This is a genomic window from Streptantibioticus silvisoli (assembly GCF_027947535.2).
Taxonomy (GTDB): domain Bacteria; phylum Actinomycetota; class Actinomycetes; order Streptomycetales; family Streptomycetaceae; genus Streptantibioticus_C; species Streptantibioticus_C silvisoli.
This window is the reverse complement of record NZ_JAAGKO020000008.1, coordinates 20,188-33,005: the sequence shown is the minus strand read 5'-3', so window position 1 is coordinate 33,005 and position 12,818 is coordinate 20,188. Positions and strand designations below refer to the sequence as shown.

11 protein-coding genes are annotated in these 12,818 nt (G+C 74.6%); 4 read left to right on the top strand and 7 right to left on the bottom strand.

What is annotated here, in order from left to right:
• Positions 1 to 117: 117 nt before the first annotated feature.
• A complete protein-coding gene (locus tag POF43_RS08220) occupies positions 118 to 1,149 on the top strand; it encodes an LLM class flavin-dependent oxidoreductase (protein ID WP_271324827.1) in 1,032 nt (343 codons plus the stop codon).
• 287 nt (positions 1,150 to 1,436) lie between these two features.
• Here the strand turns inward: POF43_RS08220 and POF43_RS08215 are convergent, their stop codons facing one another.
• The gene (locus POF43_RS08215; protein ID WP_271313694.1) at positions 1,437 to 1,829 is read right to left on the bottom strand and encodes an SCO5389 family protein; all 393 of its coding nucleotides are present in this window, start codon (positions 1,827 to 1,829) and stop codon (positions 1,437 to 1,439) included.
• Between the two features lie 265 nt (positions 1,830 to 2,094).
• Between POF43_RS08215 and nucS the strand changes: the two genes are divergently transcribed.
• Together nucS and POF43_RS08205 are read left to right on the top strand one after the other, a co-directional pair.
• On the top strand, positions 2,095 to 2,757 hold the full coding sequence (nucS, locus tag POF43_RS08210) for an endonuclease NucS (RefSeq protein WP_271324825.1): 663 nt from the start codon (positions 2,095 to 2,097) through the stop codon (positions 2,755 to 2,757).
• A gap of 287 nt (positions 2,758 to 3,044) precedes the next feature.
• A complete protein-coding gene (locus POF43_RS08205; RefSeq protein WP_271324824.1) occupies positions 3,045 to 4,058 on the top strand; it encodes a carbon-nitrogen hydrolase family protein in 1,014 nt (337 codons plus the stop codon).
• Between the two features lie 395 nt (positions 4,059 to 4,453).
• Here POF43_RS08205 and POF43_RS08200 read toward each other — a convergent pair whose 3' ends face one another.
• The 3 genes from POF43_RS08200 to POF43_RS08190 all read right to left on the bottom strand — a co-directional run bounded on the left by POF43_RS08200 (position 4,454) and on the right by POF43_RS08190 (position 9,434).
• The gene (locus POF43_RS08200) at positions 4,454 to 7,036 is read right to left on the bottom strand and encodes an ATP-binding protein (protein ID WP_282704482.1); all 2,583 of its coding nucleotides are present in this window, start codon (positions 7,034 to 7,036) and stop codon (positions 4,454 to 4,456) included.
• 629 nt (positions 7,037 to 7,665) lie between these two features.
• A complete protein-coding gene (locus POF43_RS08195; RefSeq protein ID WP_282704481.1) occupies positions 7,666 to 8,013 on the bottom strand; it encodes an STAS domain-containing protein in 348 nt (115 codons plus the stop codon).
• A 572-nt stretch (positions 8,014 to 8,585) separates the two neighbouring features.
• A complete protein-coding gene (locus POF43_RS08190; RefSeq protein WP_271314004.1) occupies positions 8,586 to 9,434 on the bottom strand; it encodes a 3-hydroxyacyl-CoA dehydrogenase family protein in 849 nt (282 codons plus the stop codon).
• Positions 9,435 to 9,661: 227 nt separating this feature from the next.
• Here POF43_RS08190 and POF43_RS08185 point away from each other — a divergent pair, with 227 nt between their 5' ends.
• The gene (locus POF43_RS08185) at positions 9,662 to 10,234 is read left to right on the top strand and encodes a cob(I)yrinic acid a,c-diamide adenosyltransferase (RefSeq protein WP_271314003.1); all 573 of its coding nucleotides are present in this window, start codon (positions 9,662 to 9,664) and stop codon (positions 10,232 to 10,234) included.
• A gap of 72 nt (positions 10,235 to 10,306) precedes the next feature.
• Here the strand turns inward: POF43_RS08185 and POF43_RS08180 are convergent, their stop codons facing one another.
• The 3 genes from POF43_RS08180 to atpD form a co-directional block, all read right to left on the bottom strand.
• Positions 10,307 to 10,768 (bottom strand): DUF2550 domain-containing protein, encoded by a 462-nt coding sequence (locus POF43_RS08180; protein WP_271314002.1) that lies wholly within the window; start codon positions 10,766 to 10,768, stop codon positions 10,307 to 10,309.
• A 112-nt stretch (positions 10,769 to 10,880) separates the two neighbouring features.
• Entirely contained in the window at positions 10,881 to 11,258 is a 378-nt protein-coding gene (locus POF43_RS08175) for a F0F1 ATP synthase subunit epsilon (protein ID WP_271314006.1), read from the bottom strand.
• Between the two features lie 117 nt (positions 11,259 to 11,375).
• Positions 11,376 to 12,818 (bottom strand): F0F1 ATP synthase subunit beta, encoded by a 1,443-nt coding sequence (atpD, locus tag POF43_RS08170; protein ID WP_271324257.1) that lies wholly within the window; start codon positions 12,816 to 12,818, stop codon positions 11,376 to 11,378.

Below are 12,818 nucleotides of genomic sequence, written 5' to 3'. Positions count from 1 at the left end.
CGGGGGTCCGGCGTGCCCTCGGCAGGGGTCGGGCGTTGAACACGGTGAGCGGTCTCCGCACCCCGGGGCCTTCCGGGCGGCGGACGGTACGGCAGGGGTGAGGACATGCGGGAGCCGGTGCGGCTGGGGGTCTTCGCGCTCTCGGCGCAGTTCCCGGGCCAGGGGCACGCGGAGGCGTTGCGGCGCACGGTGCGCAGCGCGGAGGCGGCCGAGGCGGCCGGGCTGGACGCGGTGTGGCTGGCGGAGCACCACTTCATGCCGTACGGCGTGTGCCCGTCGGCGGTGACGCTGGCCGCGCTGCTGCTGGGGCGGACCCGGCGGATCACGGTGGGCACCGCGGTCAGCGTGCTGCCGACGGCGCATCCGGTGGCGCTCGGCGAGCAGGCGGCGCTGCTGCACCTGACCGGCGGCGGCCGCTTCACCCTCGGCGTGGGGCGCGGCGGCCCGTGGCAGGACCTGGAGGTCTTCGGCGGCGGGCTGACGGCGTACGAGGAGGGGTTCCCGGAGGCGCTGGACCTGCTGCTGCGCTGGCTGCGCGAGCCGCGGGTGGGCGCGGACGGGCCGCGGTACCGGTTCCGCGAGGTGCCGGTGGTGCCGCGGCCCGACCCGTTCGGGGCGCCGGACGGCCCGCCGGTGCTGGTCGCCTGCACGTCGCACACCGGCGTACGGCTGGCGGCCCGGCGGGCGCTGCCGATGCTGCTGGGGATGCACTGCGACGACGGGGTGAAGGCGGAGCTGGCCGCGTTGTGGCGGACGACCGCGCTGGCCGCCGGACATTCACCCGAAAGGGTGAGTTCGGTGGCGGCCTGCCACGTGGCCGCCGGGGTGGTGCAGATCGCCGACCGGGACGACGAGGCACGCCACACGCTGGGCAAGTCCATGCCGGGCTGGCTGCGGCAGGGGCTGGCGGCGCACGTCCCGGTGGACGGCCGGCGGCGGCCGATGCGGGACGCCGAGGCGTACACCGAACTGCTCTGCTCGCTGCACCCGGTCGGCTCGCCGGCGTTGTGCGCGCGCCGGCTGACCGCGACCGCGGAACGCACCGGCATCCGGCGCTTCGCCCTGCTGGCGGAGGGCAGCGGCGACCTCGCCGAGACCGAGGCGTGCGTGGCCCGGCTGGGCGCGGACGTGCTCCCGCTGCTGGCCTGACGTGTCCGGCGGGACACGCTCCGGCCGGCGGCGGGAGCACGGGTGGTGGGTGGTGCGGTGCGGCGCCGTTCGGCGCGGTGCGGTTCGGTACCGCGGCTCGGGGGCGCCGTCGGGCGGTGCGGTGGTCGCCGCTTCGGCGGTCGCTGTCGGACGGTGCCGTGGTCGCCGCTTGGGGCGGCGTCGTGGTGGCTCGGGGCCGGCGCGGCGGTGGGACGGTGCGGACGGTCGGCGGCGGTGTGGTGGGGCGCGGGGCGGTCCGGGCAGGCGGCCGGCCCGGGGGGTCGCGGTCAGCAGTCGCGCAGCAGCGGCGACTGGTTGAGCAGTTGACCGCGGACCGAGGTGAAGCGCTGGTACGTCAGCTCGTCCAGCCCCTCCAGCGGGAAGACGGCGACCCGGTGGCAGTTCTGGAACGCCAGCCGGACCCCGAAGTGCCGTTGCAGCACGCCGCGGATGGCGTCACTGGCGAGCGCCCGGAGCAACTGCCCCCGCGCCTGCTCGTCAGGCGGCGGGGTCTGGTTGTCGGCGAAGGCGCCCCCGTCCACCTTGAGCTGGGCCACCAGTGAGCTGATCATCTCCCACGCATAGGGCAGGGAGGTCCGGACGCAGTCGACGAATGCGGCTTCGTCGACCTCGCCTCGCTCGGCCTGTTCCAACAGGGCCGGTGAGACGTCGAGCGACATGGGTTCTCCTCTCGCGACCCCGCGCCAGGACGCCCGGGGCCTGACGGACGGTGGAGCGGACCGTCGGCACGACCAACGCGTCCCGACGGACTCCGCCACCCACCGTAGGTGTACGGCTGCGCAGGCACCAGGAGGTTGCGGTCACAACCGGCCAAACTCAACTGACCTGCTTTGAGAGTGATTTGACGGACCTATCGGCACTTGACCGTTGGCTGCGGCGGCCCGGATCGCGCGACGGGCCCGGTTGCCGGTAGCGTTGCCGATCGTGCGTCTCGTCATTGCTCGCTGCTCCGTGGACTACGCCGGGCGGCTCACCGCCCACCTGCCCTCGGCCCCGCGACTCCTGCTCATCAAGGCCGACGGCAGTGTGTCGATCCATGCGGACGACCGTGCCTACAAACCGCTCAACTGGATGTCGCCACCGTGCACACTCAAGGAGAGCGCCGACGGTGTGTGGACGGTGATCAACAAGGGCGGCGAAAAACTGATCATCACCATCGAGGAGATGCTGCACGACTCCTCGCACGAACTCGGCGTCGACCCCGGCCTGATCAAGGACGGTGTCGAGGCACACCTTCAGGAACTGCTCGCCGACCGCATCGAGACCCTCGGCGCGGGCTGGACGCTGATCCGGCGCGAGTACCCCACGGCCATCGGGCCGGTCGACATCCTGTGCCGTGACGCGAACGGCGGCACGATCGCGGTGGAGATCAAGCGGCGCGGCGACATCGACGGCGTCGAGCAGCTGACCCGCTACCTCGACCTGCTCAACCGCGACCCGCACCTCGCGCCGGTCAAGGGCATCTTCGCCGCCCAGGAGATCAAACCGCAGGCCCGCGTCCTGGCCACCGACCGCGGCATCGGCTGCGCCGTGCTGGACTACGACGCGCTGCGCGGCATCGAGGACGACAAACTGCGGCTGTTCTGACGGTCGTTGGGCCGGCTCCTCCTGCGCGGGACGGCGAACGCGGCCGCCCCGACGGGTGTTCGGGCGGTTGTCGCGACGGCCGCCGCCGGGGCCGCGCCGGGCTGCTTGACTCCGCCGGGCCGCGCCGGGACGATGGTCGCGGCGTGGCCTGCGCCGCACCTCCCCCGGCCGTCCCCAGCACGGCCCTTCGCGGAGGCAAAGGGACTCACCGTCTCAGGTCGCTGTCGTGGTCCGACCGTCCCGTACGTGGTCGCTGGGGGATCTCCGTCCGGGGCGTGGGAGACCGGATGACAGCCAACAGGAACCTCAAGCGGCGGGTGCGAGCCCGGGCCGCGAAGACGGGCGAGTCCTACACCACCGCCCTCCGGCACGTGCGACCGAATCCTTCGGGAGACGTGATGCCGGGGACGAAACGCGTACGCCTGGCCGTGGCGCAGACCGCGGTCGGGCAGGACCCGCGCGACCAGGACGCGCTGCGGGCCGCCGGGCGGGAGGTGCGCCGGCTGATGCGGGAGGCCGCCCGGGCCGGGGCACGGGTCGCGCAGTTCACCGAGGGCGCCACCTGCTTCCCGGGCAAACGGGTGATGTCCGCCGCCGGGCCGCAGGTGGTGGGGCCGGCCGACTGGGACCGGTTCGCCTGGGACGTGCTGCGCGGCGAACTGACCGCCATCGCTGACCTCGCACGGGAGCTGCGGCTGTGGACGGTGCTGGGCTCCACGCACCGGCTGACCCCGCCGCACCGCCCGCACAACAGCATGTACGTGATCTCGGACCGCGGCACGGTGGTGACCCGGTACGACGAACGCATGCTGTCGAACACGAAGATCTCCTTCATGTACGCCCCGGGCGTCGCCCCCGTGACGTTCGCGGTGGACGGCGTGCGGTTCGGCTGCGCGCTCGGCATGGAGTGCCACTTCCCGGAGATCTTCGCCGAGTACGAGAGCCTCGACGTGGACTGCGTGCTGTTCTCCACCACGGGCGGCGCGCCCGGCGACGACGGGGCGTTCGCCCTGGAGACGCAGGCGCACGCGGCGGTCAACGGGTTCTGGGCCGGCTTCGCGGTCCCCGCCCGGCCGGGCGCCGACGCCGCGACGGCCGGGATCGTGACCCCGGCCGGCACCTGGGCGGCCCGGTGTCCGTCCGGCGGCGCCGCCGCGTTCGTGGTCGCCGACGTCGGCCACGACCCCCAGGACCCCGCGACCGCGTTCGCCCGGCCCTGGCGCCGCACGGCCCGCTCCGGCCTCTACGAGCGGTACGCGGTCGGCGCGGACGCGCGCAGCGAGGACCGCGCCGGGTTCTGACTCCGCCGTCCCCCCGGGCACCGCTGCGGCGCGGGACGGACACCGGCGGGCGCCGCGACGGGGGTTGTCGTGGCGCCCGGCGGCGGGCGGGCGGCGGTACGCGGTGGGTGGGCGCCGGTGGGGTCGGCCGGCTGGCCGGAAGCCGACCGCGGCGGCCGGTGTCGCCGGGGCCGAAGCCGTCGGCAAGGGGTGCCGGCGCGGCCGGACCGGGGCTTGCCGCTCGGCCGCAGCAGCCTGACGGCGGGTCGGCGAACCGCCCGGCCCGTGACGTCGACCGCCGCCGACAGCCGCGACCGACGCGCCCCTGACGAAAGCGCCGCCCGGCTCCCCCGTCCCGCGCGGAACGCGGAACCGGGGGGCCGAACGGCGGAGTTCGTGCCGCGAAGACCCGCGTCCTACGACACCGGGGCCGGGGCCGACGCGGACGGGCTGGTCGGGGTCGCGGACGCCGACTGGCTGTTGGTGGGCTGTGTCGGGGCCGGGGAGGACGGCGGCGGCGAGGACGGGGGCGTGGTGGGCGGCGGCGACGTCGGCGGCGGGGTGGTCGGCGGGGGCGAGGTCGGCGGCGCGGTGGTGGGCGGCGCGGACGGCGTCGGCGACGTCGACGTGCTGGGCGAACCACCGCCCTTCGGCGGGCTCGTCGTGCTGCCGGGAGTGGTCGGCGCGGTGGACGGGGTGGCGCCCGGCGACGGGGTCGTGGACGGTGCCGCGGCCGACGTGGAGGCGGACGGCGCGGTGGGCGAGTCCGGCGCGGACGGCGGCCGGGAGGTGCTGCTGGCCTCGGTGGGCTGGTCGGCGGGCACGCCGGGGTCGTCGTTCTGCGCGACGGTCCCGCCCGGCTTGCCGTCGGCGGACCCGGACGGACGGCTGGCGGAGGTCGCGCCGAGCGTGACGACGGTGCCCAGCACGGCGGCGATCACCGCGCCGGCACCGGCCGCGGCGAGGTTGCGGCGCGACTGGACGACAGCACGCCGGCCGCGGTGCTTGCGGCGGCCGGCGCCCGGGTGGTCCACCGCGGGCATCGCGCTCGGCACCGGGACCGCGCCGGGCGGCAGGGCGTGCGCCGGGCGCTGGACGGCGTGCGCCGGGCGGCCCGCCGGGACGACGGCGGTGGTGGGCGCGGTGCGGGCGGCCGAAGGGCGGCCCGATTGCAGGGCCTTGGCGGGACCGGGGCCGGCGGGCAGCGCCACCGGCGGGGTGGTGCCGGCCCGGTCGTTGACCAGGGCGAGGGTGCGCCGGCCGACCAGGCTGCCCTGCCGGTCGCCGAGCGCGCCGCGCATGGCGATCGAGGCCTCCAGCTCGGTGCGGGCACGGTCGAGGTTGCCGCCGCACAGCGCCAGGACGCCCAGTTCGTGGTGGAAGTAGGCCTCCTCGCCCACCTCACCGGCCAGCCGGGCGGCCTCCTGGCCGGTGCGCAGCGCGCGCTCCCACGCCGACCAGTACAGCGCGGCGGCGAACTCCGGCGCCGCGGCGCGGGCCAGCCGCACCGCGGCCTCGTGCTCGCCGCTGTCGCGGCAGGCGGCCGCGGCGGCCAGGATCGCGTCCGCCTCGGCGGCCACCCGGGTCGCGGGGACCGACGGGTGGGCGGCCCACCAGACGTAGTGCCGGGCGGCGGTCAGCGCGTGGCCGTCGGTCTCCTCGGTGCCGTCGAGCTGCTCCAGCACGCCCGCCGCCAGCCGGTAGTGGCCGGCGACCGGGGTGGCCAGGCCGCAGGCGATCAGCTCGGCCAGCGCGGTGTCGGCCTGTTCGGCGCCGATCAGCGCGGGCAGGTGCGACTGGTGCACGCACTCGCCGCCCAGCGCCACCGCGATCCGCAGCGCCTCGCGCCCGTTGCGGCTGAGCCGGCCCGCCAGCAGCCGCGCGGGGGCCGCGCTCTGCGCCAGCGACGGCAGCGGACCGGTCGCGGCGGTGCGCGGCGCGGCGTCCTTCGGCACGGCGGGCGCGGTCTTGTCGAACGACAGCGACTCCGCCACCGCCCGCGACAGCCCGCCGGCCCGCTGCCGCAGCAGGGCGCCGGCCTGGACGAACCGCAGCGGCAGCCCCTCGGAGGCGAACCACAGGTCGGCGGCCCAGGAGGACTCCTCCTTCGACAGTTCGCGTTCGGCAGCGCGGGCCAGCAGCTTGGCGCAGGCGGTCTTCGACAGACCGGAGAGGAAGACCTCCTCGATGGCCGAGCCGGCGGACGGCGCGGGCACCCGGGGGGTGGCGGCGATCAGGAAGGCGCAGTCGGCCGCCGAGGCCAGCAGCTCGTCCAGCGCGGCGCCGCCGAACTCGACGTCGTCCAGCACCACGATGGCGCCGACCGATCCGGTGCCCTCGGCGAGCCGCGCGCCGACCGGCCGGTAGCCGTCGGCGTGGTGGACCGCCGCGTACAGCTCCTGCCGCAGGTCGGCCGGGGTGCGGTGGTGGCCGGACAGCCGGATCACCCCGTCGGGGGCCAGGTCGGCGCAGCGGTCGGCGACGGCGTTGAGCAGCACGGTGCGGCCGGACCCCGACGGGCCGGTGAGGCGGACCGAGCGGCCGCGGGACAGCAGCCGCACCAGGCGGTCGCTCTCGTCGGCGCGTTCCAGCAGCGGCAGCGCGGCGGTGACTGCGACCGGCGCGGGGCGGGCGGCGCGGGCCCGGTCGGCGCGTTCGGCGGCGGTACGGCGGCGGACGGACGGAACGCGGTCGCGCGGCGCGCCGGTGACCTCGCTGCCGTCGACCGGGTTGACGGTGACCAGGTAGTCGCCGGCCACGATCTGGGTGACGCGGGAGGCACCGCGGGGTCCGGGGTCGCGCGGCGCGCTGGGCACCGGGACGGCGGTGCCGTGCGGCGGCACGACGACGGCCGCGGCGGACGGCCGGGGCACGACGCCGCCGGCCGCTCGGGACGGCGGCGCGAGGTCGCGCTCCGCCCGGTCGCCGCCCGGTCTGCCGGCGGCCGGCGCGGGGCCGGTCTCCTCGCCGTCCTCCGGTCCGCGGTGCTGTGAATCCATCGTCTCCGCCCCTGTGTGCGCCGGCGTACGGGAACCGGTGGGATGTCGTCATCGGATCGGAAGCCCGCGTGGCCCGCCGACGGCGGTCCGGCTCCCCTTCATGCCTTGTACATGCCTGCAAGGCGTGCCGGGGAGACACGCCAGGAGGCAAACCCTAAACCTTCACACACTACCGACGGAAACCCGGGGCCGCCCACCGCCCGGGATGCGCCCTTCACACCCGGTCGTCCCCCCCGCGCGGGGGCCGCGTCGGCCCGCTGACGGACGGTCGGCCGCCGCCGGCGACGGCCCCGGGACGGCCCCGGGACGGACGAGCGGGTCCCTCGGGCCGCCGACGCCGGGCGCGTTGCGGGGTGGGGCACGGTACGGCCGGGCGGCGTCGCCGCGTTGACGCCGCACCGCGTCGCCGGCGCCCGGCCGCGTCGCCGGGCTCACCGCGCCGCCACCTCACCGGCGCCCGGTCACGTTGCCGCCGCCCCACCGGCGCCCGGTCACGTTGCCGCCCCGCCGGCGCCCGGCAACGTTGCCGCCCCACCGGCGCCCCGGCCACCATGCCCGCCTCGCCGCACAGGCGCACCGCCCCCTGTCCGCCTCACCCCATAAGCACCTCACCGGCGCCCCCGGCAGGGTTACTCCGCGCGGGTGCCCTCGGCGACGGCGGCGGCGACCGGGGCGGCGGGCGGGTTCTCCTCGATGGTGAGGATGCGGTGCAACCTCGTGGCGACCAGGAGCCGCTGCATCTGCGGCGGCACCCCGCGCAGCACGAGGCGGCGGCCGGCCCGGCCGGCCCGGCGGTGCGCCCCCATGATCACCCCGAGCCCGGTGGCGTCCCAGGACTCCAGGTCGGTCAGGTCGAGCACCAGGTCCCCGTGGCCGGAGTCGACAGCGGTGTGCAGCACCGCACGGGCGTCCGCCGCGCTCCGGACGTCGAGGCGGCCCCCGACGGCGAGCTGGGCGTGGTCGCCCCTGATATGCATCGGTACTCCCAAGATGGTCGGGTCTCCCCGGTGGCGGTGGCGGTGGCGGTGGCGGCGAACGGTCGGCGTGGGCGTCTGCGGCGCGGACGGTCCCGCGCGGTGGCGCCGTAACGGTTCTTCCGTCCGGTGTCCGCACGGGCCGGCCGGGTCCTGCGGCGGCTGCCGTCCGCCGCCGGACCGGTTCGGTCGCTCTTAGTGTTCACGCAACTGACGACCCGTCGCACCCCGGGGTCGCCGTCCGTGAGCGAACCGCTGCCGAATTCACCCCATGGGCTGATACGACGTGCGGTCCGGTCACTCCGGTGCGCCAGTCGCGCGCCGCGGTGCCCCGCGCGGCGGGCTCCGGCCGGTCCCGCACACCCCGGTGACGGGCGGTCAGCCCGCGGACGGGTGCGGAGCGCCCGCCCCGGACCGCCGCACGGTACGCGCCGCGGCTCGGCGCACCACCGGACCGGCGAACCGGCGAACCGGCGGACCGGCCGTCACCCCGGTGCGTGAACCGTGCCCCGGACCCGTGACGCGGACCCGTGCCCCGGACCCGTGAGGGAGACCGTTGCGCGACGCGGCCCGGGTCAGTACGGGTAGAAGCCCTGGCCGCTCTTGCGGCCGATGTCGCCCGCGTCGACCATGCGCCGCATCAGCTCCGGCGGCGCGAACTTCTCGTCCTGCGACTCGGTGTAGATGTTGCCGGTGGCGTGCAGCAGGATGTCGACGCCGGTCAGGTCGGTGGTGGCCAGCGGGCCCATGGCGTGGCCGAAGCCCAGCTTGCAGGCGGTGTCGATGTCCTCGGCGGAGGCCACCCCGGACTCGTAGAGCTTGACCGCCTCCACCACCAGGGCGGAGATCAGCCGGGTGGTGACGAAGCCGGCCACGTCACGGTTGACGACGATGCAGGTCTTGCCGATCTCCTCGGCGTAGGCCCGCGCGGCGGCCAGCGTCTCGTCGCTGGTCTTGTAGCCGCGCACCAGCTCGCACAGGCCCATCATCGGCACCGGTGAGAAGAAGTGCGTGCCGACCACCGACTCCGGGCGCCCGGTGACCGCGGCGATCTTGGTGATCGGGATGGCGGAGGTGTTGGACGCCAGCACCGCGCCGTCCTTGGCGATCGCGTCCAGCGCGCGGAAGATGTCCTGCTTGATCTCGATCTTCTCGAAGACCGCCTCGACCACGATGTCGGCGTCCGCCACGGCGTCCAGGTCGGTGGTGGTGGTGATGCGGTCCAGCGCGGCCCCGGCGTCGGCGGCCGCCAGTCTGCCCTTGGCCACGAACCGGTCGAACGAGGCCCGGATCCCGTCCTTGCCCCGGGTCAGCGCCTCGTCGGTCAGGTCGCGCAGCACCACCTCGTACCCCGCCTGCGCGGAGACCTGGGCGATACCGGAACCCATCAGTCCGGCACCGATGACGGCGAGCTTCTTCGCCACGGCAGACACCTCGTTGTGTTGACCCTCTTTGACGTTGTGTGCCGGACCTTAACGGTGTGACACCGCGCCGCGCAGCACTAAGAGGCCGGGGTCACGGTGTGTTCTTCGCCGCACCGGTGCCGCGGCCGTCCCCCAACCGGGCCCGGCGGCACGCCGGATGGGGTCCGGAACGGTGACGCGCCGCACAGCGTGGCCTGCGGCGGGCGGGCGCTAGCTAGAGTCACCGCATGGTCAATCTGACGCGTATCTACACCCGTACCGGCGACGACGGCAGTACCGCCCTGGGCGACATGAGCCGGGCACCGAAGACCGATTCGCGGATCGCGGCGTACGCCGACGCCAACGAGGCCAACGCCGCGATCGGGGTGGCACAGGCGCTGGGCGGTCTGCCGGCGGAGGTCTCGGCGGTGCTGACCCGGGTGCAGAACGACCTGTTCGACGTCGGCGCGGACCTGGCGACGCCGGTGGTGCCGGACCCGAAGTACCCGCCGCTGCGGGTCGAGCAGGGCTACATCGACAAGCTGGAGGCGGACTGCGACCGGTTCCTGGAGCCGCTGGAGAAGCTGCGCAGTTTCATCCTGCCCGGCGGTACGCCCGGCGCGGCACTGCTGCACCAGGCCTGCACGGTGGTGCGGCGGGCGGAGCGGTCGACCTGGACGGCGCTGGAGGAGTTCGGCGAGGTGATGAACCCGCTGACGGCGAAGTACCTCAACCGCCTGTCGGACCTGCTGTTCATCCTGGCGAGGACCGCGAACGCGGAGCGCGGCGACGTGCTGTGGGTGCCGGGCGAGAACCGCTGACGGGGGCGGCGGGCAGGCCGCCGGGAAGCCGGGCGGGCGCTCGGACGGGGGCCGGGCGCGTCGGGTGACGGGTCAGGCGACGTTGACGCGCTGGCCGGGCGGGGCGGCCTCCAGCCAGGCCAGGAAGCCGGTCAGGGCGTCCTCGCTCATCGCCAGCTCCAGCCGGTCGCCGCGGTGCTCGCAGACCAGGACGACCGCGTCGGACAGCAGCGCGAGTTCCTCCTCGCCCTGCGGGGTGCGGCGCTCGACGACCTCGATGGCGGCCCGGTCCAGGACGCGGCGCGGCCGGGGCGCGTAGGAGAAGACGCGGAACCACTCGATCCGGTCACCGCTGTACCGGGCGACGCCGTACACCCAGCCCTTGCCGCCGGGCAGCGGGGTGGCGGGGTCGGCGGACGGCTCGGCGGGCACCCGCAGACTGCAGTCGAAGGTCCCGCCCGGCCGCTGGATCAGCCGGCGGCGCAGCCCGAAGACGAACAGGCCCAGCGCGACCAGCACGAGGAGGGTCCCGAGCAGCTCCAGGGCGAGGACCATGCCTCCGACCTCCTCGCCTCGTGGTCCGGGGTGCCGGACACTGGTAACAACGTTCCCGCTGCGACCGGGCCGCGGAACGCCTGGTGGGCGGTCCGCGGCCTCGGTCGGGTGGTCAGTTCGTGCCGCTCGCGGCGCGCAGCCGGACATCGGCACGCCGCTGGGCAGCGGAGTCCTCGCCCGACTTGGCGCGTCCCAGCGCGGCTTCGGCGCGGTCCACATCGATCTCGTCGGCAAGCTCGGCGACCTCGGCGAGGATCGTGAGCTTGTTGTCGGAGAACGAGATGAAACCGCCGTGCACGGCCGCGATGACGGTGCCGCCATCGGTCGTGCGAATGGTCACCGGGTCGGACTCCAGCACGCTCAGGAGCGGAGTGTGGCCCGGCATGATGCCTACGTCGCCCGACACCGTGCGCGCGACGACGATCGTGGCTTCGCCCGACCAGACCTTGCGGTTGGCGGCGACCAGCTCGACGTGCAGCTCGGCCAAGATGGCTCCTCGGGTTTCCACCCACCGCTCCCGGCGGGTGTTGGATCACAGGATAACGGGGTGTGGCAGGGGGGCGGGACACGCCCGCCCCCCTTCACACACTGACGCGGCGCCCGGGTGTCAGGAGACGCCCAGCTCCTTGGCGTTGGCCTTGAGGTCTTCCAGGCCACCGCACATGAAGAACGCCTGCTCGGGGAAGTGGTCGTACTCACCGTCGGCGATGGCGTTGAACGCCAGGATCGACTCCTCCAGCGGCACGTCGGAGCCGTCCACACCGGTGAACTGCTTGGCGACGTGGGTGTTCTGCGAGAGGAAGCGCTCGATGCGGCGCGCGCGCGTCACGGTGAGCTTGTCCTCCTCGCCGAGCTCGTCGATGCCGAGGATCGCGATGATGTCCTGGAGGTCCTTGTACTTCTGCAGGATGCCCTTGACGCGCATGGCGCAGTCGTAGTGGTCCTGCGCGATGTAGCGCGGGTCCAGGATGCGGGACGTGGAGTCCAGCGGGTCCACCGCGGGGTAGATGCCCTTCTCCGAGATCGGCCGGGAGAGCACCGTCGTCGCGTCGAGGTGCGCGAAGGTGGTCGCCGGGGCCGGGTCGGTCAGGTCGTCCGCGGGGACGTAGATCGCCTGCATCGAGGTGATCGAGTGGCCACGGGTGGAGGTGATGCGCTCCTGGAGCAGACCCATCTCGTCGGCCAGGTTCGGCTGGTAGCCCACCGCGGACGGCATGCGGCCGAGCAGCGTGGAGACCTCGGAACCGGCCTGGGTGAAGCGGAAGATGTTGTCGATGAAGAACAACACGTCCTGCTTCTGGACGTCGCGGAAGTACTCCGCCATCGTCAGACCGGCCAGCGCGACCCGAAGACGGGTGCCCGGGGGCTCGTCCATCTGGCCGAAGACCAGCGCGGTCTTGTCGATGACGCCGGATTCCTGCATCTCCTCGATGAGGTCGTTGCCCTCACGGGTGCGCTCACCGACGCCGGCGAACACCGACACACCGTCGTGGTTGTTGGCGACGCGGTAGATCATCTCCTGGATGAGCACCGTCTTGCCGACGCCCGCACCGCCGAACAGGCCGATCTTGCCGCCCTTGACGTACGGGGTCAGCAGGTCGATGACCTTGACGCCGGTCTCGAACATCTCGGTCTTGGACTCGAGCTGGTCGAAGTTGGGCGCCTTGCGGTGGATGGACCACCGCTCCTTGATCTCGACGGTCGACGGGTCGACGTTGAGGACCTCGCCCAGGGTGTTGAACACCTTGCCCTTGGTGACGTCGCCGACGGGGACCATGATGCCCTCGCCGCTGTCGGTCACCGGGGCCTGACGGACCAGGCCGTCGGTGGGCTGCATGGAGATCGCGCGGACCACGCCCTCGCCCAGGTGCTGGGCGACCTCGAGGGTCAGGGTCTTCAGCTCGCCGGCGTTGGCCGGGTCGGCGACCTGGACGGTCAGCGCGTTGTACATGTCCGGCATGGCGTCGACGGGGAACTCCACGTCGACCACCGGGCCGATGACCCGCGCGACGCGACCGGCCGCGACGGTCGTCTCAACAGAGGTTGTCAT

Coding starts and splice junctions, on each gene's coding strand:
- POF43_RS08200 (WP_282704482.1), bottom strand. CDS start 7,036: ATGGATTCACAGCACCGCGGACCGGAGGACGGCGAGGAGACCGGCCCC.
- atpD (WP_271324257.1), bottom strand. CDS start 12,818: ATGACAACCTCTGTTGAGACGACCGTCGCGGCCGGTCGCGTCGCGCGG.
- POF43_RS08195 (WP_282704481.1), bottom strand. CDS start 8,013: ATGCATATCAGGGGCGACCACGCCCAGCTCGCCGTCGGGGGCCGCCTC.
- POF43_RS08185 (WP_271314003.1), top strand. CDS start 9,662: ATGGTCAATCTGACGCGTATCTACACCCGTACCGGCGACGACGGCAGT.
- POF43_RS08205 (WP_271324824.1), top strand. CDS start 3,045: ATGACAGCCAACAGGAACCTCAAGCGGCGGGTGCGAGCCCGGGCCGCG.
- POF43_RS08215 (WP_271313694.1), bottom strand. CDS start 1,829: ATGTCGCTCGACGTCTCACCGGCCCTGTTGGAACAGGCCGAGCGAGGC.
- POF43_RS08180 (WP_271314002.1), bottom strand. CDS start 10,768: ATGGTCCTCGCCCTGGAGCTGCTCGGGACCCTCCTCGTGCTGGTCGCG.